Origin of the sequence: Micromonospora parastrephiae (genome assembly GCF_016802865.1) — a bacterium.
Classification (GTDB): domain Bacteria; phylum Actinomycetota; class Actinomycetes; order Mycobacteriales; family Micromonosporaceae; genus Micromonospora; species Micromonospora parastrephiae.
In genome coordinates this window covers 13,780-32,892 of sequence record NZ_JAEVHM010000002.1, presented here as the reverse complement: position 1 = coordinate 32,892, position 19,113 = coordinate 13,780, and the positions used below count along the sequence as shown (strand labels likewise).

Sequence of the window (19,113 nt, the reverse complement as noted above, 5' to 3'; positions counted from 1 at the left end):
GTCGAGGAGAGCGCAGGCGCCGAAATACCCTTTCCTCCGCTTGCGCGGAGGTTTCCGATTTGAACGGAAATAGTAGGAAACGGCTGTCGCCGCTTACTCAAAGGTCAGCTCACCGAGCCGATCCAATGTATACGTGTTCCTCGGTCCCAGGGGCGCTCGTCAGGACGTCGCGGCCGGCTGCCCGCTGCGGTTGCCCGGCCGTGTGTCGTGCCCGGGACGGCGGGTCAGCACCTGCGGGCCGTCGGTGGTGACCGCGACGGTGTGCTCGGAGTGGGCCGTCCGCGAGCCGTCCGCGGACCGGATCGTCCACCCGTCCTCATCGAATTTGATCTTATTGGTACTGCGGCAGAACCACGGCTCGATCGCGAGCGTCAGGCCGGGCTTGAGCTTCATGCCCCGGCCGGGGCGGCCGTTGTTGGGCACGTGTGGGGCCTCGTGCATGGTTCGGCCGATGCCGTGCCCGCCGAACTCGTCATTGACCTGGTAGCCGTAGCGGCGGGCGACCTCGCCGATGGCGGCGGAGATGTCGCCGAGTTGGTTGCCCGGTCGGGCGGCGGCGATCCCGGCCTCCAGTGCGACCTCGGTGGCCTCGATCAGCTTCAGGTCGTCCGGCGTGGGGTTGCCGACGATGACGGAGAGTGCGGAGTCGGCGGCCCAGCCGTCGATCCCGACCGCCATGTCGATGCTCAGGAGGTCGCCGTCGCGCAGGGCGTACCTGTGCGGCAGGCCGTGCAGCACGGCGTCGTTGACCGAGAGGCACAGGACGTTGCGGAACGGGCCGCGGCCGAACGACGGCGTGTAGTCCCAGTAGCAGGATTCGGCGCCGCGCTCCTTGATCCGGCGGCGGGCGTGGTGTTCGAGGTCCATCAGGTTGACCCCGACGGCGGCGACCTCACGCAGCTCCGCCAGCAGTTCGCCGACGAACTGGCCGGTCACGGCCATCCGACCGATCTCCTCGGCGGATTTGAGCTCGATCATGATCAACCCTCCCTCTCCGTGGCGGTATATTTATACCACGCTGATCGGGGGGTCCCGCGCGTCGGCGTTGCCGGTCCGAGAAGGCGGATCTATCCTGCTGACATGGTTCGCCCACCGCTCACACCTGAACAGATCGCAGCGGGGCAACGTCTCGGTGCGGCGCTCCGGGTCGCGCGAGGCAGCCGCAGCCCGGTCGAGGTGGCCATGGCGGCCGGCATCTCGCCGGAGACGCTCCGCAAGATCGAGGTGGGCCGGCTCCCGGCGCCGGCGTTCGGCACCGTGGTCTGCCTCAGCGAGGTCCTCGGTGTCGCGCTCAGCGACCTGGCCGAGGTGTGGCTGGCCGATCTGCGCGTCCGCGAAGCGTCCTGAGGGCCTGCGTCGGGCCATCCGAACTCGTCATGATCGAAGCCGGCGCGGCGAGCCTGAGCCGGCGCGGAGCGGATAGTCACCGGCAGCTCCGGGACGGTTCGCTTCGAGGACGATCCGACGTTTCCCCGGCTCACGGTGGGTAATCAGCCCCGCCCACGTACTCGGGCGGGACGCCCAGCACCCCGTCCTGGAGCAAAGGAGCCCTCGGCCGTGGCAGATCAGGAACTCACCGTCGTCCTCGTGCACGGCGCGTTCGCCGAGTCGGCGAGCTGGAACGGTGTGATCGAGCGGCTCGGTCCCGCCTACTCCGTGGTGGCCGTCGCCAACCCCCTGCGCGGTGTCACGACAGATGCCGCGTACGTGCGCGACGTGGTCCGGGGAATCGGCGGTCCCGTCCTGCTCGTCGCCCACTCGTACGGCGGCATGGTCATCACGGAGGCGGCGGCGGACGAACCGACGGTGCGTGGCCTGGTCTACGTCAACGGGTTCTGTCCGGACACGGGCGAGTCGGCGCTGGCGCTGTCCGGCAAGTTCCCCGGCAGCACGCTCGGCGACACCCTCGTCTCGTACCCGGTGTCCAGCGGCGGCAACGAGGTGGCGATCGGCCAGGACGCCTACCACGCGCAGTTCGCCGCGGACGTGTCCGACGATCAGGCGGCCCTGATGGCCCGGACGCAGCGACCGGTGACCGAGCAGGCGCTCGGCGAGGGCCTGGCGACGGCGACGCCCCCGTGGCAGTCGTTGCCCACGTGGTTCGTGTTCGGTGACTCGGACAACAACATCCCGGTCGCGGTGCACCGCTTCATGGCCGAACGGGCCGGCGCCCGTGGGATCCGGGAGGTGGCCGGCGCCTCCCACGCGATGACGGTGTCCCGGCCCGGCGAGGTCGCCGAGTCTGTCATCGAGGCGGCGCGGGGCGTCGGGGCCGGATAGTCCTGAGCATCGGCGACCTGCTCGACGCGAACACGGACACCTTCGCTACGAGCCGTCCGGGCCTTCGGCGGACGGCGGCGTGTAGCCGAGTTCGGACGAGATCTGGTTCGCGGTCTTCAGAAGAAGCGGAAGGCTGCTCTTCAACTGGTCGAGGTTGGCGATGACCTCGATGGCCGTGAGCGAGGCGGCGGCGATGACCAGCCCGCGCGAATCCCGGATCGGCGCGGCGACGCACATCACGTAGGCGTCGTGCTCGCCGTTGTCGGCGGCCCAGCCGCGCTCGCGGATGCGGGCGAGTTCGGCTTCGAGGGAGTCGTGGTCGGCGAGGGTGGTGTCGGTGAACCTCTCGAAGACGACGTGCGAGAGAAGGCGGTCGCGTTCCTCGGGGGGTAGGTAGGCGAGGATCGTCTTGCCGACGGCGCTCGCGTAGATCGACACCGCGCGCCCCACCCGGGACGGCAGCTTCACCGCGTCGAACGCGGGACTGTCGACCTTGTCGATATAGATGATCTCGTCGCCGGTGAGTTGGGCCAGGTGCACGGTGTGGCTGGTCTCGCGTTGCAGCGCCCGCAGGGGCGCGGCGGCGAACTGGCGTAGGTCCATCGAGCCGAGCGCGAGCTCGGACAGTTCGATGAGCCCGCTGCCCAGCACGTAGGTGCCCGCGCCGGTGCGGCGTACGAAGCGCTCGGCCTCCAGCGTCTGCAGGATCCGCAGGGCCGTGGACTTGTGGACGCCGAGCACGTCCGCCGCCTCCGTGAGGGACAGTGGGCGTTCCGCGGATCGACGGATGAGGTCGATCGCGCGACGAATCGATTGGGCCACAGGCCAGGTCTCCCTTTCGGGCGACGGCGCTCCTGCCGCCGCTGTCGTTGCGTCATGTGCAATGTAGTTGACGTGATACGCAATCGCTACTTGACTCCGTTGCACATGGCGCTACGATCGTTGCAATTAATCCCCCTGACTCTGTTCTGTAACTGTGGAGAATCGATGGGTAACCAGCGCGCTCACCTCGGCATCGCCAGGGCGACATGTGCCCTCGGCCTGGTCGCCACTCTCTTGACCGGTTGCGGCTCTGACGGCGACTCCGGCGACGACGTCACCAAACTGAGCTTCGCCGCCTCGACCTTCGGCGACCCGGGCCGCGGGCCTCTGCTCACCAAGTGGCTCGACGAGTTCAATCAGAGCCAGGACAAGGTCCAGGTCTCCGCCGCCGCAGTGCCGTACCCGACCTTCGGCCAGACGGTGCTCACTCAGATGGGCAGCGGCAAGGGGCCCGACCTGGTCCGCTTCGACATGCCCGAGTTCGAGGCCGCCGCGGACGCCGGTCTGATCGCGCCTCTGGACAAGATGATCGATGTCGGCAGGTACGACCTGCTCAAGCAGCCGGATCAGTTCATGGTCCACGATGGCGTCCGGCACGGCATCATCTTCGAGGCGTCGAACTACGCGATGTTCTACAACGCCGACCTGATCCCGACGCCGCCGTCCACCTACGAGCAGTTCAGCTCCACCGCGAAGGCGCTGACCAAGGGCGACGTCTACGGCCTGGCGTTCCGGCAGACCGAGGCCGAGGAGGCCGGCGTCTGGCAGGACATCTTCAACTATGTCTACGGCTTCGGCGGGGCCTGGTCCGACGGCAAGAACCTGACGATCAACTCGCCCGAGAACCTCAAGGGCCTACAGGCGTACAAGGACCTGTACGACGCGAACGTGATCCCACGCGGAGCGGACGCGGCGACGTTCCGGCGGATGTTCGCCGAGGGCAAGGTCGGGATGGAGCTCAACAACGGGGGGTACGTGACGGCGACGCGCGGCCAGAACGCGCAGCTGAACTTCAGCGTCGCGCCCATCCCGTTCCCGGTACGGAAGCAGGGCGCGATCCTCGCACCGATCGTGATCAACGAGGCGAGCGAGGGCAAGGAAGAGGCCGCCACCTTCATCCGCTGGGCGCTGGAGCCACAGAACCAGGCCAAGCTGCAGGAGATCCTCGGCGCGAGCAGCGTCGCCACCACCACGCAGCGCAGCGCCGAATCGCTGAAGGCGACCCCGTTCCTCACCGTCTTCGACGGGCTCACCGAGACCAGTCTCCCGCAGATCGTGCTGGGGTTCGAAGCCAAGACGCCGGACATCCGCAAGGTGGTCGTGCAGAACGTCGTCGCGGCGCTGCAGGGCAAGGCCGACCTCAAGTCCGCGCTGGATCGTGCTCAGCAGCAGGCGACCGAAATGGTCCGCTGACGGTCGACACGGCGACGCTGCCGGCGCCGATGTCCGTGCGCCGGCAGCGTCCATCCTGAGAAGGACCAACCCGATGACTGTGCTCGAACAGACCGGAGCACCGAAGACAACCCCCCGATCCGGGACACGGCGTCGACCCAGTCCACTCGGCAGCAGGTGGACGCCGTACCTGTTCCTAGCCCCCGCCGCACTGTTCATCCTCGTCTTCCAGGCGGTGCCCCTCGTTCAGGAGGTGTACCTCAGCTTCACCCGGACGAGGCTGCTCAACCCCACCCGCAGCGAGTGGGTCGGGCTTGAGAACTTCAACCGGATCTTCGGCGACCCCGACTTCCACCGCACTCTGCTGATCACGCTCGTCTACGTGCTCGCCTGTGTCGTCGGCGCGGTCGGTGCCGGACTCGTCGTCGCGCTCCTGCTCAACAAGGGTTTCCGGGGCCGCGGCGTGGCACGGGCGCTGGTGACCGTCCCCTGGGCCGCGCCCGGCATCGCGGTCGCGCTCATCGCCACCTGGATGCTCAACGCGCAGTACGGGATCGTGAACCGGCTTCTCGACGCGGTGGGACTCGGCGTCCCGGGTGGCGCGATCCTGGACAGTCCCCGCTACGCGCTTCCGGCGGTGCTCGCGACGACCATCTGGCAACTGTTCCCCTTCACCTCCGTGGTGCTGCTCTCCGCACTGCAGTCCGTTCCGCAGGACCTCAACGAGGCCGCGACCGTGGACGGCGCGGGACGATGGGCCACCTTCCGCGCCGTCACCTGGCAGGTCATCAAGCCGACCGTCGGACTGCTGGCCCTGCTGATGACGATCTGGTCGCTGCGGCGGTTCGAGCTCATCTGGCTGATGACCAAGGGCGGACCCGTCGGCGCCACCGAGACGCTCGTCACCGCCCTCTACTCGCAGGCCTTCGACTCGAAGGAACTCGGATCGGCGGCGGCCATCGGGATGGTCGGCGTCGTCATCTCGCTCATCATCATCGCCGGCAGCCGACTGGTCGCCCGTGCCGTGGAGAAGGAGGAGGTCCGATGAGGCGCTTCCGGTTCGGTCTCACCGCGCGGATCGTCGCCGTGCTCGTTGTGCTGGGCGTCGCGGTGTTTCCGCTGTACTGGATGCTCGTCACCGCGCTGTCGAGCAACGGCGACCTGTTCGCCGAGCAGCCCCGGCTCACGCCGGACGTCGGCCGCTTCGGGGTGTTCGTCGACGCGTTGGCCGAGGGCAAGGCAGCCGGGTGGCTGCTGAACAGCCTGCTGATCGCCGTGGGCACGATGGTCCTGTCCGTCGGCCTGGGTATCCCGCTCGGTTACGCGTTGTCCCGGTTCTCGTTCCGAGGCAAGGCCGTGCTGACCGTCGTGCTGCTGTTCACGCAGATGCTCCCCGAGGCGCTCATGGTCGTACCGCTGTTCGCGCTCTTCCGCCGGTTCGACCTGCTCGACTCGCTGACCGGCCTCGTCCTGGTGAACTCCGCCTTCGTCCTGCCGATCGTCGCGCTGATCCTCAAGGGCGCGATCGACGGCATCCCGAAGGAGTTGGAGGAGGCGGCGCGTGCTGACGGCGGCCGGCCCTTCACCGTCCTGACCCGCATCAACGTGCCGCTGATCGCCCCGTCGATCGCGGCGACCGCGGTCATCGCCTTCTTCCACGCCTGGAACGAGTACGTGTTCGCGGTGACGTTCATCTTCGATCCCGAGTTGCAGCCGGCCTCCGTCGGCATCGCGAACTTCATCGGCGAACTGGGCACACCGATCCAGACGGTGATGGCCGTCGCCTTCCTGTTCACGCTGCCCGCCGTCGCCTTCTACCTGTTGGCGCAGAAGTACGTGGTGTCCGGCATGACCGCCGGCGCGGTGAAGGGTTGAGCCGAAACATGAAGATCGTCTCCGTCGACACGCTGGTCGTCGACTTCTACCGCACGAACCTCGTCATCGTGCGCGTTCACACCGACGAGGGGATCGTCGGGCTCGGTGAGGCCACCCTGGAAGGCAAGGAACGGGCCGTCCAGGGCGCGATCGCCGAGGTCGCCGAGGCGGTCGTGGGTTTGGACCCGACCCGCATCTCGAAGATCCTCTACGAACTCGCGCGGGACTGGTACTGGCGAGGCGGGCCGGTCATCATGACCGCGCTGAGCGCGCTGGAGATGGCCCTGTGGGACATCTCGGCTCGCGACCTCGGCGTTCCGGTCTCGCGCCTCCTCGGCGGTGCGACCCGGGATCGGGTGCGCGCGTACGCGAACGGCTGGTTCTCCGGAGCCGTCACGCCGGAGGACTACGCGGCCGCCGCGCGGAAGACGGTGGAGTCCGGCTTCCGCGGCCTCAGTGGGACCCGTTCGAGAACTACGACCTGACCATCAGCACCGGGCAGTTGGACCGGGTGCTCGCCCAGATCGACGCCGTTCGTGGTGCGGTGGGCCGCGACGTCGAGCTGTTTGTCGAGGGGCACGGTCGCTTCGACGTCCGCCACGCGATCAAGGTCGCGACGGAGATCGCCCAGTTCGACCCGGTGTGGTTCGAGGAGCCGTGCCCGCCGGACAACCTGGACGCGCTGGTCGACGTCCGCCGCGCGTCGCCCGTGCCCATCGCGGCGGGGGAGCGATGGTACGGCCGGCAGGGATTCGCGCCGGCGCTGGCCCGTCAGGCGGTCGACTTCGTCCAGCCCGACGTGACGCACGCCGGCGGGATCGCCGAGCTGGCCTTCATCTCGACGCTCGCCGCGACAAGCTATGTGGGATTCGCGCCGCACAACCCGAGCGGTCCGCTCAGCACGGCCGCGACACTTCAGCTCGGGGCGACGCTACCCAACTTTCGCTACCTGGAGATCATGGCGACGGACGTGCCCTGGCGCCCCGAGATCACCAACGAGCGGCTGGTTCTCACCGACGACGGCGACGTGCTCATCCCGACCGGGGTCGGGCTGGGCATCGAGGTGGATCTCGCCGCGATCGAGCAGCACCCGTTCACACCGCATCCGATGCGGATGTTCCGCGACGCCGTCTACGACATTCGTCCCCGGGACGAGCGGTCCTTCTTCAACCTGGGGAGCGGCTCATGACGGTGCCAGGGCCCCGAGGGAGGGCCGCCGACGCGGACTGGTTCGGGACCGCCGCCGAGGCGCTGCCCGACGACGTCGACCACAGCGTCCTCATCGGCCGGATCTGGGACCCGTCCGTGGACGGCCCCTCACCCGTGACCGTCCGAGGCGGTGAGGTCCTCGACATCAGTCACCGGTTCCCGACCATCCGGGACATCTGCGAGCTGCCCGATCCCGCCGCGACGGTGGCCGCGCTCGACGGGCCGCTGGTGGCCGGCTTCGGGGAGATCCTGGCCAACACCGGTGCCGCGACCCGTGACCGCACCCGGCCCTGGCTGCTCGCGCCGGTCGACCTCCAGGCGCTCAAGGCCGCCGGCGTGACCTTTCCCGTCTCGATGATCGAACGCGTCATCGAGGAACGGGCACGGGGGGACCTGGCGCTCGCGGCGGACCTCCGTCGTCGGATGCTCGCCGACATCGGCGTCGATCTGCACAGTCTGACTCCGGGCTCGGCGCAGGCGCAGCGGCTCAAGGAGCTGCTGGTCGCCGAGGGCATGTGGAGTCAGTACCTGGAGGTGGGGATCGGCCCGGACGCGGAGATCTTCACGAAGGGTCAGATCCTCTCCGCCGTCGGCACCGCCGTTCCGGTCGGCGTGCTCGCCGCGTCGACCTGGAACAATCCGGAACCCGAGGTCGCGCTCGTCGTCCAGTCCAGCGGTCGGATCATCGGCGCCACCCTCGGCAACGACGTGAACCTGCGCGACGTCGAGGGCCGCTCGGCGCTCCTGCTTCCCCTGGCGAAGGACAACAACGCCTCGTGCGCCCTCGGTCCCCTGATCCGGCTGTTCGACGAGCGGTTCGGCCTGGAGCGGGTCCGCGAGCTGGAGGTGGGTCTGACGATCCGCGGTGTGGACGGCTTCCACCTGGAGGCGGTCTCGGAGATGACGCGGATGTCGCGCGACCCGGAGGCGCTGGTGCGGCAGCTGATCGGCCCGCACCACCACTATCCCGATGGCGCCGTCCTGATGCTCGGCACCATGTTCGCGCCCATCCAGGACCGGGATCGTCCCGGTGAGGGCTTCACCCACAAGGTCGACGACGTGGTACGGATCGCCTGCCCGGCGCTCGGCACCCTGGCCAACCGGGTGCGGCACGCGGAGGAGTGCGAGCCCTGGCAGTTCGGCGTCCGCGATCTGATGGGCAATCTGGGAAGGAGAGGACTGCTGTGAACGTGGTCAGCACGGTTGATCCGCGCGACGGTCGACGTCGCGCGACGGATCTCACCGAGACCGACGAGTCTGGGCTGGAGGTGACCGCCGCCCGGGCGTCCGAGGCCGCGCAGTGGCTGTCCGGCCTGGGAAGGGTCGGTAGAGCGGAGATGCTGGACGCGATCGCCGCGTCGCTGGAGTCCCGTCGCGTGGACCTGGTCGCGGCCGCCGAGGCGGAGACCGGACTGGGCCACGCGCGACTCGACCAGGAGCTCACGCGGGCGGCGCTCCAGTTCCGGATGTTCGGCGAGGTGCTGCGCGACGGAGGGTACGTCGAGGCGGCCATCGACCACGCCGCCGACACACCGCTCGGGCGCGGCCCGGACCTGCGGCGGATGCTCGTACCCCTCGGGCCGGTCGCCGTCTTCGGAGCCAGCAACTTCCCGTTCGCGTTCTCGGTAGCCGGGGGCGACACCGCCGCCGCGCTCGCCGCGGGTTGTCCCGCGGTCCTGAAGGCCCACCCGTCCCATCCGCTCACCTCGCACGCCTCCGCCGACGCGATCGGGTCGGCCATCCGCGACGTGGGTGGGCCCGAGGGTGTGATCGCCATCGTGTACGGGGAGCAGGCCGGCCGCTCGCTGGTACGCCACCCCACGATTCGCGCGGCCGCCCTGACGGGCTCCGTCGGCGCGGCCCGCGCCATCCAGGCTGCCATCGACGAACGGCCCGATCCCATTCCCCTGTACGCCGAACTGAGCAGCGTGAACCCGATCGTCGTCCTGCCCGGCGCGGCCGCCGACCGGGGAGAGAAGGTCGCCGAAGGGCTGTTCGCCTCCTTCACGGCGTCCGGCGGTCAGCTGTGCACCAAGCCCGGCCTGGCGTTCGTCCCGTCAGACCCGGGCGGTGACCGCCTGGTCGAGACGCTGCGGGAGAGGGTGGGCTCGTCGGGCGGCACGGTCCTGCTCAACGAGCGGATCCGGGACGCGTACGAGAGCGGGGCCACGGCGTTCGAGCAGGCCGGCGCTCGTGTCTCGGCGCGGCCCCAGGTCGACCCCGGTGCGGGGTTCAGCGTCGCGCCGACGCTGCTGGAGGTCGGTCTGCCCGGCCTGACCGCCGAGATCGCCGACGAGTGCTTCGGTCCGCTCATGGTCGTGGTCCGGTATCGCGACGTCGCCGAACTCGACGCCGTCCTGGCGACCGTCCCATCGTCGCTGACCGGGTCCGTGCACCGCGGGCCGGAGGACGACTCCGATGTCGTACGCCGGCTGGTGGACGTGCTCGCGGCCCGCGCGGGTCGCATCGTCTTCGACGGCTACCCCACCGGTGTCCGCGTGTCGTGGGCCCAGCACCACGGCGGGCCCTGGCCGTCGACAAACGCCGTGCACACCTCGGTGGGCGCCACGTCGATCCGGCGGTTCCTTCGCCCGCTGGCATGGCAGGACGCCCCGGACTGGATCCTTCCCGAGGAACTGCGAGACGGATACACCGCCATTCCCCGGCGAGTCGACGGGAGGTTGGAATCAGGGATGGCATGACCCGCGATTGTCGATTCTGTTTGGTCCGGCACACGCCGAAGAGGGAGCAGGAACATGCCCGTTGCAATTCCCCGTCCCCTGATTCCGGCGCCGAGGCGTCGGCTGATGCTCTCGCTGCTCGCCGCCGTCACCGTCGGCGCCGCAACGGTCGCCGCCCCCGCGGCGTCGGCAGCTCCGCCCGCCCCCCTGGGCCCGACGGTCGCCCGCACCGACAAGCCGCCCACCGGGTATGCGGTCACCTTCAGGTACCGGGCGCCCGAGGACGTCCAGCAGGTCCACATCTACGGCGACTGGTTCTACTCCCGACCGGAGAACATCACGTGCCAGGACTGCGGCGACGCCCGGCCACCCGCCGAGTGGCAGCCCGGCGACGTCGCGGCCACCCCCTGGCACATCCAGGCCATGCGGAAGGGTCCCGACGGGGTGTGGACGTTCACCACGCCGCTGCCCGCTGGCACCTTCCGCTACGCGTTCACCCATGACTGCGCCAACGAGCTCGCCGCCGGCTGCGCCCTGCACGACGACCCCGCGAACCCGTGGCAGATCCAGCCGCAGTACCCGGGAGCGCCCGGCGCGGTACGCAGCACGATCTACGTCCCGACCAGCAGGAAGTTCCCGACGTACGACACCAGGTACCAGGCGCCGGTCGCCCGGATGGGCCGGTTGGAGTCCCGGCGGTACGTCTCGCCGCTGTCGACCAACCCGCCGGGGGTGCACGACATCGTCGTCTACCTGCCGCACGGCTACGACCCGGAGCGGGCCACGCCGTACCCGACCCTCTACCTGAGTCACGGCAGTGGTGACCACTCGACGGCCTGGACGATGCAGGGCGTGGCCCACCTCATCCTGGAGAACGCGATCTCAGACCGTGCCGTGGAGCCGATGGTGATCGTGTCCACCGACTTCAACGGTCTCCCCGGTGGCAACGAGGGCTACGTCAACGAACTGCGGAACAACATCTTCCCGTTCGTCGAGCGGAACTACCACGTCTCCACCCGCCCGCAGGACCGCGCGTTCGGCGGCTTCTCCGCCGGTGGCAGTCGGGCGTACACCATCATGTACGACCACACCGATCTGTTCGGCTACCACGCCGCCTGGAGTGCCGGCGGGCCGGCCGCCACCCAGGAGCAGGTCGACCGCATGAGGGGGGTGGCCGGCGGCATCATGATCGGCACCGGGCTCCAGGACCGGCTGGGCAACATCGCCGAGAACTCGCAGCGCAACGCGGCCGCCCTGCGGGCCGCCGGCGTCGATCTGGACGAGTACAACGTGCCCGGCGTGCACACCTGGCACGTCTGGCGCCCGCTGCTGAACCACTACCTGCGCACCCTGACGTTCCGGGCCACCACGACCGGTCTCGACGTCACGGTGGCACCCGCCGGCGCCTCGCACAACACCAGGGTCACCGCCACCGCGACGGTCGATGCCGTCAGCACCACCACCTCCGATCCCGCCGGCAAGGTCGACTTCTACGCGGGCGACACGCACCTCGGGTCGGCCCCGGTGCACGATGGTGTCGCCCGGTTGAGGAAGACCGTCCACGGCGACCTGGACGCTCCGGTGGTCGCCCACTACCAGGGCGGCAAGCTCTTCAACGGTTCCCAGAGCGCACCGGTCGACGTCCGGTAGAGTCGGGCCCCGGCCGCTCACTCCTGGTGTCAGCCATCAGTGAGCGGCCGAGGCCACGCCCGGTCACGGCACCGGCCGTCGACCGTTCACAGGGTCGCTTCCGTGGCCTGCAACCGCAGCATGGTCCAGGAGGCGGGCGGGAGCGTCAGCCGGACGCCGGCACCCGCGCGGTGCGCCGTCTCGTTGGGCCGGGGCGCGGCGTGGTCGGGGCCGTCGGGCGTGTTCCGGGCGTCCAGGTCGGCGCCGCCGACGGTGACGCACTCGATGATCGCGGCCAGCTGGGCACCGCTGACGTCGACGGTCACCTCGGCGGGGGTGGCGAGGACGCGGTTGACGAGGAACACGGTCATCTCGCCGCTGCTCTCGTCCCAGGTGGAGACCGCGTCGACCGCGTCGACCTCACCGTAGCGTTCGGTGGACGTCGTGCTGCCGGCGCGGAGCACGTCGAGCACCGTTCCCCGCGCGTGCCGGGCGGTGCGGGCGAAGGGGTGGAAGATGGTCTGGCGCCAGGCCGAGCCGCCGGGTTCGGTCATGATCGGCGCGATGACGTTGACCAGTTGCGCCTGGCACGCCGCGGTCACCCGGTCGCTGTGCCGGAGCAGGCTGATGAGCAGGCCGCCGACGACGACGGCGTCGGCCACGCTGTAGTGATCCTCCAGCAGTGGCGGCGCGACCGGCCAGTCCTCGCCGCTCGGCGGCGTCGACGGGGCGGCGGACTGGTACCAGACGTTCCACTCGTCGAACGCGATCATGATCTTCTTGGTCGACCTGCGGATCGCTCCCACCGAGTCGGCGATGGCGGTCACGGCGTCGATGTACCTGTCCATGTCCTCGGCGGAGGCGAGGAAGCTGGGCAGGTCGTCGCCGACCGGCTGGTAGTAGGCGTGCAGTGAGATCAGGTCGATGTCGTCGTACGCCTCGGTCAGCACGTCGCGTTCCCAGGTGCCGAACGTGGGCATGCCGAAGTGTGACGAGCCGCAGGCGATGAGTTCGAGGGTGGGATCGAAGCGACGCATGGCCTTCGCGGTCTGCGCGGCGAGGCGCCCGTACTCGGCTGCGGTCCGCGCACCCACCTGCCACGGGCCGTCCATCTCGTTGCCGAGGCACCACAGCCTGATCCCGTACGGGTCGGCCGCGCCGTTGTCGCGGCGCCGGTCGGCGAGGTGGCTGCCACCGCGGTGGTTGGCGTACTCCAGCAGCTCGACGGCCTCGGCGGTGCCGCGGGTGCCGAGGTTGAGCGCCATGATCGGTTCGACGTCCGCCTTGTCGACCCAGCGGGCGAACTCGTCGAGCCCGAACGCGTTGGTCTCCAGGCTGTGCCAGGCGAGGTCGAGTCTGGCCGGTCGTTGGTCGAGCGGGCCGACGCCGTCCTCCCACCGGTAGGAGGAGACGAAGTTGCCGCCCGGATAGCGGATCGTGGTGACGCCCAACTCCCGCACCAGCGCGAGAACGTCGCCCCGGAAGCCGTCCGCGTCCGCCGTCGGGTGCCCGGGCTCGTAGATGCCGGTGTAGACACAGCGACCCAGGTGCTCCACGAACGAGCCGAAGAGCCGGCGCGGCACCGGTGCGACGCGTCGGCGGGGGTCCAGGATCAGGCGCGCCGTGTTCACGAGACCTCCCGGCTGGCCGCCGGCCGGATCTCGGCCCGCCGGTCCGGTCGGGACCGGGCTGGCAGCCCGTGGCGGTGGGGGAGGGGGCTCTCGGCGCCGGCCAGGTGCTCCGGCGTGCCGTCGAGGTGGCTGTTCAGGGCTGGCTCCCTTCGTGCGAGGTCCCGGTGCCGCGATCCGGCGCCCGGAACCGAGGGGTGGTGGAGGGCGGTGGGGCTCTGGACAACACGATGGTGGTCGATTAGGTTGCCGATCTATGTAAACGTTACCGATTACGTTTACGGAAGAGAACACGATGCCGGTGGTCAATGCCGCGCCGGGGGCAGGGCATCGTGACCGGTGCGGCCGGAGCAGCAGGTTGTGACGGTGATTGGGGTGACCGGATGATCACCGTGAAGCCGGAGGCTGTGAGCGCTCGCCGCATCGTGCCTGACGCCACCGCTGCGCGGACGCGGCCCTGACGCACAGTGCCGAACCGACGTCGACGGGCTGCACCGCCGCGCCCGGATCAGGTTCTACTTCGGCCACCACGAGTGGCGGCCGTCCGCCTTTCCGCAGCGGCGACGGGCGATGAGCCATGCACGCGCATGCGTCCTGGTAGGACCGGCTTCTGAAGGTTGCGTCAGGGTGAACGGGTCTTGTGTTTGTAATCGTCAACGGTTACGTTGGCAACACCCTGGAAACGTAACCGATAACGATTGCAGTCCAGAGGGAGCGGCATGACTGGTGTCAATGCGCCGGTGACAATGAGTGACGTCGCCCGAGTTGCTGGCGTTTCCACCGCCACCGTTTCCCGCGTGATCAACGGGCATTACGGTGTTAGCGCTCACACGATGGCTCAGGTTCGCTCGGCCATCGAGCAGCTCGGCTACGAGTCGAGTCTCGTGGCCACGAGCCTCCGGCGCAGCCGCACCAATGTTCTGGGTCTCGTGGCGCACAGCTTTCAGTCGTACACGGCGGAGGTGCTCAAGGGGGTGATGAAGGCGCTGAGTCGCTCGGGCTTCGACCTGATCATCTACGCCAACAGCGACCTCTACGGGTCCTATTCGGAGGGCTGGGAGCGGCGGCACCTGACCCGCCTCTCGGGCACCCTCACCGACGGGTGCATCGTCGTCACGCCCTGGGGCGAGGTGCGCAGCCGGACGCCGGTCGTGGCCATCGACCCGGCAAGGGACTCGACGGCGCCTTCGGTGACGGCCGACAACTTCGCGGGTGCCACCGCCGCGGTCGAGCACCTGCTCGGCCTGGGCCACCGGCGCATCGGATTCATCGCGGGCCGCTCCAGCCTCGTGGCGGCATGGTCGCGGGAGGAGGGATACCGGTCAGCGCTGACCGACGCCGGCGTCCCGGTCGACCCGACGTTGATCGGCAGAGGGGACTTCAATCCCGAGTCGGCCGTTCCGCTGGCGCGTGCCCTGTTGCAACGGGCGGATCCGCCAACGGCGATCTTCGCCGCGAGCGACGGGATGGCCCTGAAGGTTCTGGAGGTCGCCAGGGATCTGGGGTTCTCCGTTCCCGCGGACCTGTCCGTCGTGGGGTTCGACAACATCCCGGAGACGGCACTGACCGAGCCGGGCCTGACCACCGTGGACCAGTCGATGTATCAGCTCGGATACGAGGCGGCGCGCATGCTCAAGGCCCTGGTGACCGGCGAGTGGGAGGAGCCGCGCCAGATCGTGCTGCCGACCAGTCTCGTCATCCGCAGCTCCACCGCACCACCGAAGAGCACGGCACGCTCGTGACCACACGCCCGCCGACGAGACATGGACATCCGCCGCTTCGAGCGGTCACGTCAGGTGCGCCCGTGGCGAAACCGTGAAGGAGGTGTACACGCAAACCCACGGCGGGATCCACCGATGAGTTGAGCCGGTCAGTCGGGTCGCATCCGATGCCGGCACAGGAAAGGAGTGGAGCGTGACAACAGGACCGTACCATGGGCGTTTACGCCGTCTGGGCGTGCGCCGACTCTCGGCGGCGTTCACCGCCGGAGTCATCGCAGTCGCGGCGGTTCTGCTCGCGCCGCAACCGGCGGCGGCGGACACGCCGTGGCTGACCGTCTCCCAGGACCGCTACGCCTCGTTCAGCGTTCCGGCCGCGTACGTCCAGGAACACCTGGGCACGGTGTCGCAGGTCGTCGTGGAGGGAAACTTCGGCCCGTCCTCCGCGTGGGCGGAGTTCGGTCTGACCCGCCGCGGCGACGTGTGGTCGGGTGTCCTCGGCGCGCTCAAGCCCGGGCTGTACCACTACCAGGTCACCGCCGACGACACCAAGAGTCTCAAGGATCCGACGAACAGCACCAGCGTGGCGTCCAACCCGCTCCAGAGCACGTTCTTCGTTCCGGGTGACTCGGCACGTTGGCTGGCGGACGCTCCACCCGGGACCGGCGGCGCGATCGGGACGCTGACCTATCGGACCAAAAACGGGCCGCGAACGGCACTGGTCTGGACGCCACCGGGGTACGCGACCAAGGGTCCCAAGGTCTACCCGGCGCTCTTCCTGCAGTCGGGCGAGGGCGCGGCAACCACCGATTGGCTCGACCTCGGTCGATCCAAGCAGATCCTCGACAACCTGTCGGCCGCGGGTGCCATGAAGCCGATGGTGGTCGTGTTCAACGATGTCAACGGCTCGGACGGCAAGGAGCTGAAGGACCTCCGCAAGGCGGTCGCCGACCGGTACCGGGTCCTGCGCGACCCGGCGCACCAGGCGATCGCGGGCGTGTCCGACGGTGCGACGCAGGCGCTGAGGGCCGCGCTCGCCAATCCGGGTCAGTTCTCCCACGTCGGCTGGTTCTCGGGCCACTCGACCCCGGATGTCGACCGGAGGAACGCCGAGGCGGTCAACCGCAGCGTCACGTTGCTGCGTCTCTACACGGGAAACGTGACCGATCCCGCGTACAACACCACCTACCGGCTGATGAAGGCGTTGGGTCGAGCCGACGTCAGGTTCGAGTTCGACGGGGTCAACCCGGACGGTGGCGCGAACTGGAACACCTGGCAGGAAAACCTCGTCGACTTCGTGCCGCGGCTGTTCCGGCACGTGTCCGACCACGGGCCGAGCCCCGGTCACCGGCAGCTGAAGCGGGAGTTCGTCCCGCCGCCGGCCGGTACCACCCCGACACCCTTCGTCTCCGAGGACGGGTTCGTCACCTTCGAGACCACCACGGAATTCAAGGACGCTCAGCACGTCACGGTGTGGGCGAACATCGCGCCGGGCGGCAGTTGGCTGCGCGTGCCGCTGACTCGCGACGGTGACCGGTGGCGAGCGACCGTGGGTCCGCTGGAGCCCTGGTTCTACTACTACCGATTCATCGTGGACCGGGTCGCGGTCAAGGACACGTCGAACCCCACGAAGGTGACCTCCGAACCCATGTGGAGCACCTTGTTCATCCCGGGCGCGCGCTCCCGCCTGCTGTCGGACGTGCCGGCCGGCCAGGGTGGGACGGTCGAAAGCATGACCTATCGCAGCACGGTGGCCGGCCAGGACCGTACCGCGCTGGTGTGGACTCCACCGGGGTACGACCCGGACCGGACGCGGCCGTACCCGGTCCTCTATCTCCAGCACGGCAGCGGCCAGAGCTACACGGACTGGGTCGAGATGGGCCGCGCCAAGCAGATCCTCGACCATCAGTTCCTCGACGGCGACCTGGTGCCCATGGTGGTCGTGATGGGCAACGGCAACTCCTCCGACTTCAACTCAGAACTGCTGGACAACATCGTGCCGACGGCCCGTGAGCGCTACAACATCTCGAGCGAGTCGTCGCAGCAGGCCCTCGCAGGTCTGTCGATGGGCGGCGGCCAGGCGCTGGGAGTGCTTCGGGCCCACCCGGGCGAGTTCGCCTATGTCGCGGCTCTCTCGGCCGGGTTCGGTAGCGGTACCGGCGTCGACGTGGAGGCGATCAACAGCGGGACCAAGATGCTGCGCCTGTACGTCGGCGACCAGACCGACTTCGTGTACCCGAGCTTCATGGCGTCCCTGACCACGTTGAACAACCTCGGTATCCGCTACGAGTTCGACGGGGTCACCCCCGGGCCGCACGGCTGGGACGTGTGGCAGAAGAACCTCATCGACCTGGCGCCGCGCCTGTTCAAGCGCTAGGAGTCCGCCCCCGGCGACGCCACCGGGAGCAGGATTCCCTGCCCCGGTGGCGCCCGTCAGCGCATGGATGTTCGTGCACCGCGATCCCCGAAGGGAACCATCTCAATGAAGAGAAGACGAATACTCGCCACGGTGGCCATGCTCGCGGCCGGCAGCGGCCTCGTCGCCTGCTCCTCCGACGAGGGCGGCAGCGACGCGAGCAACTGCACGAACACCATCACCAAGCAGAATCTGCCGGTCGTGACGATGTGGGGGTGGTACCCCAACACCCAGCTCGTCGTCGACAACTTCAACAAGCTGCACGACGACGTGCAGGTCTGCTGGACCAACGTCGGGCAGGGCGGCGACGAGTACGACAAGTTCCAGACCGCCATCTCGGCGGGCACCGGCGCACCCGACGTGATCATGGTCGAGGCGGACCGGATCCCGACCTTCCAGATCCAGGGCGCGCTCGTCGACATCAAGCAGTACGGCTACGACGCGGTCAAGGCCAACTACGGCGAGGGTGCCTGGAAGGACGTGTCGGTCGGCGACGCGGTCTACGGCGTCCCGGTCGACGGTGGCCCGATGGGCATGATCTACCGGAAGGACATCTTCGACAAGTACAAGATCACTCCGCCGAAGACCTGGGCCGAGTACGAGCAGGCCGCGCAGAAGGTGAAGGACGCCGGCGGCCCGCTCTTCGGGGATCTCGGCGCGAACGTCCCGGCGGTCCTGATGGCGTTGCAGATCCAGAAGGGCGCTTCGCCCTTCACCTTCGATCCGGCCCAGCCGAAGTCGATCGGTGTGAAGCTCAACGACCAGGCGTCCAAGGACGTACTGGACTACTGGGGCGGCCTCGCCAAGAAGGGCCTGGTCGGTACGCAGGACCAGTTCGTTCCGGAGTACATCTCGGGCGTGATCAACGGCAAGTACGCGACGTACATCTCGGCGGCGTGGGCGCCCGGCTATCTCACCGGCGCGGGCGTCGGTAAGGGTCAGGACACCGGAAAGTTCGCGGTGGCGCCGCTGCCGCAGTGGGATCCGGCCAACCCGGTTCAGGTGAACTGGGGCGGGTCGGCCTTCTCGGTGACCAAGCAGGCGAAGAAGCCGGAGCTGGCCGCGAAGGTCGCCTACGGGCTCTACGCCGACAAGGAGTCGCTCACCGACGGCTGGACCAACCAGATCATCTTCCCGCTGAACCTCACGGCGCTCAACGACCCCGCGTTCATCGACCTGAAGGTGGCGTTCTTCAACGGCCAGCAGGCGAACAAGGAGGTCTACGTCCCCGCCGCCAACGCCTACAAGGGCGTCGCCTACGCCCCCTTCGGCCAGTACTACCTCGACGCCATGACGAAGCAGATCAGCGAGGTCATCAAGGGCTCGGTCACCGGTTCGCAGGCCGCCGACCGGCTCCAGGAGGACGTGGCGAAGTACGCCAAGGAACAGGGATTCACCGTCCAGTGACCGATGGGTGGGCCGCGCCGTCCATGACCGGCCCGGCCCACCCTCGACCGTCAGCG

16 protein-coding genes are annotated in these 19,113 nt (G+C 69.0%); 13 read left to right on the top strand and 3 right to left on the bottom strand.

Features of this window, described 5'->3' with window-relative positions; translation table 11 throughout:
• Positions 1-159: 159 nt before the first annotated feature.
• Positions 160-978: a type I methionyl aminopeptidase gene (gene map / locus JNW91_RS01000; protein WP_203173069.1), complete on the bottom strand. Its 819-nt coding sequence runs from the start codon at positions 976-978 to the stop codon at positions 160-162.
• A 102-nt stretch (positions 979-1,080) separates the two neighbouring features.
• On the opposite strand from map, the gene JNW91_RS00995 reads away from it, so the two are divergent.
• A complete protein-coding gene (locus JNW91_RS00995; RefSeq protein ID WP_203173068.1) occupies positions 1,081-1,347 on the top strand; it encodes a helix-turn-helix domain-containing protein in 267 nt (88 codons plus the stop codon).
• 210 nt (positions 1,348-1,557) lie between these two features.
• Positions 1,558-2,280 carry an alpha/beta fold hydrolase gene (locus JNW91_RS00990; protein WP_203173067.1) on the top strand — a complete coding sequence of 241 codons (723 nt, stop codon included), beginning with the start codon at positions 1,558-1,560 and terminating at the stop codon, positions 2,278-2,280.
• A gap of 45 nt (positions 2,281-2,325) precedes the next feature.
• Here JNW91_RS00990 and JNW91_RS00985 read toward each other — a convergent pair whose 3' ends face one another.
• Positions 2,326-3,102 carry an IclR family transcriptional regulator gene (locus tag JNW91_RS00985; RefSeq protein WP_203173066.1) on the bottom strand — a complete coding sequence of 259 codons (777 nt, stop codon included), beginning with the start codon at positions 3,100-3,102 and terminating at the stop codon, positions 2,326-2,328.
• A 165-nt stretch (positions 3,103-3,267) separates the two neighbouring features.
• On the opposite strand from JNW91_RS00985, the gene JNW91_RS00980 reads away from it, so the two are divergent.
• From JNW91_RS00980 to JNW91_RS00945, 8 genes are all read left to right on the top strand, one after another.
• On the top strand, positions 3,268-4,515 hold the full coding sequence (locus JNW91_RS00980; protein ID WP_203173065.1) for an ABC transporter substrate-binding protein: 1,248 nt from the start codon (positions 3,268-3,270) through the stop codon (positions 4,513-4,515).
• A 73-nt stretch (positions 4,516-4,588) separates the two neighbouring features.
• Positions 4,589-5,542: a carbohydrate ABC transporter permease gene (locus JNW91_RS00975; RefSeq protein WP_203173064.1), complete on the top strand. Its 954-nt coding sequence runs from the start codon at positions 4,589-4,591 to the stop codon at positions 5,540-5,542.
• Positions 5,539-6,369 (top strand): carbohydrate ABC transporter permease, encoded by an 831-nt coding sequence (locus JNW91_RS00970; RefSeq protein WP_203173063.1) that lies wholly within the window; start codon positions 5,539-5,541, stop codon positions 6,367-6,369. Before JNW91_RS00975 ends, JNW91_RS00970 begins: the two co-directional genes overlap by 4 nt.
• An 8-nt stretch (positions 6,370-6,377) precedes the next feature.
• Positions 6,378-6,854: an enolase-like domain-containing protein gene (locus JNW91_RS00965; RefSeq protein WP_203173062.1), complete on the top strand. Its 477-nt coding sequence runs from the start codon at positions 6,378-6,380 to the stop codon at positions 6,852-6,854.
• A gap of 17 nt (positions 6,855-6,871) precedes the next feature.
• Positions 6,872-7,558, top strand: coding sequence for a mandelate racemase/muconate lactonizing enzyme family protein (locus JNW91_RS00960; protein ID WP_203173061.1), 687 nt, complete (start codon positions 6,872-6,874; stop codon positions 7,556-7,558).
• On the top strand, positions 7,555-8,766 hold the full coding sequence (locus JNW91_RS00955; protein ID WP_203173060.1) for a fumarylacetoacetate hydrolase family protein: 1,212 nt from the start codon (positions 7,555-7,557) through the stop codon (positions 8,764-8,766). The genes JNW91_RS00960 and JNW91_RS00955 overlap by 4 nt, the downstream gene beginning before the upstream one ends.
• Positions 8,763-10,280 carry an aldehyde dehydrogenase (NADP(+)) gene (locus JNW91_RS00950; RefSeq protein WP_203173059.1) on the top strand — a complete coding sequence of 506 codons (1,518 nt, stop codon included), beginning with the start codon at positions 8,763-8,765 and terminating at the stop codon, positions 10,278-10,280. The genes JNW91_RS00955 and JNW91_RS00950 overlap by 4 nt, the downstream gene beginning before the upstream one ends.
• Before the next feature lie 54 nt (positions 10,281-10,334).
• Positions 10,335-11,909 carry an alpha/beta hydrolase-fold protein gene (locus JNW91_RS00945; protein ID WP_203173058.1) on the top strand — a complete coding sequence of 525 codons (1,575 nt, stop codon included), beginning with the start codon at positions 10,335-10,337 and terminating at the stop codon, positions 11,907-11,909.
• 86 nt (positions 11,910-11,995) lie between these two features.
• Here the strand turns inward: JNW91_RS00945 and arfA are convergent, their stop codons facing one another.
• Positions 11,996-13,519 carry an arabinosylfuranosidase ArfA gene (gene arfA, locus JNW91_RS00940; RefSeq protein ID WP_203173057.1) on the bottom strand — a complete coding sequence of 508 codons (1,524 nt, stop codon included), beginning with the start codon at positions 13,517-13,519 and terminating at the stop codon, positions 11,996-11,998.
• Between the two features lie 716 nt (positions 13,520-14,235).
• On the opposite strand from arfA, the gene JNW91_RS00935 reads away from it, so the two are divergent.
• The 3 genes from JNW91_RS00935 (at position 14,236) to JNW91_RS00925 (ending at position 19,057) form a co-directional block, all read left to right on the top strand.
• The gene (locus tag JNW91_RS00935; protein WP_203173056.1) at positions 14,236-15,258 is read left to right on the top strand and encodes a LacI family DNA-binding transcriptional regulator; all 1,023 of its coding nucleotides are present in this window, start codon (positions 14,236-14,238) and stop codon (positions 15,256-15,258) included.
• Between the two features lie 214 nt (positions 15,259-15,472).
• Entirely contained in the window at positions 15,473-17,611 is a 2,139-nt protein-coding gene (locus JNW91_RS00930) for an alpha/beta hydrolase-fold protein (RefSeq protein WP_309244166.1), read from the top strand.
• A gap of 105 nt (positions 17,612-17,716) precedes the next feature.
• Positions 17,717-19,057 carry an ABC transporter substrate-binding protein gene (locus tag JNW91_RS00925; protein ID WP_203173054.1) on the top strand — a complete coding sequence of 447 codons (1,341 nt, stop codon included), beginning with the start codon at positions 17,717-17,719 and terminating at the stop codon, positions 19,055-19,057.
• The last annotated feature ends 56 nt before the right edge of the window (positions 19,058-19,113 follow it).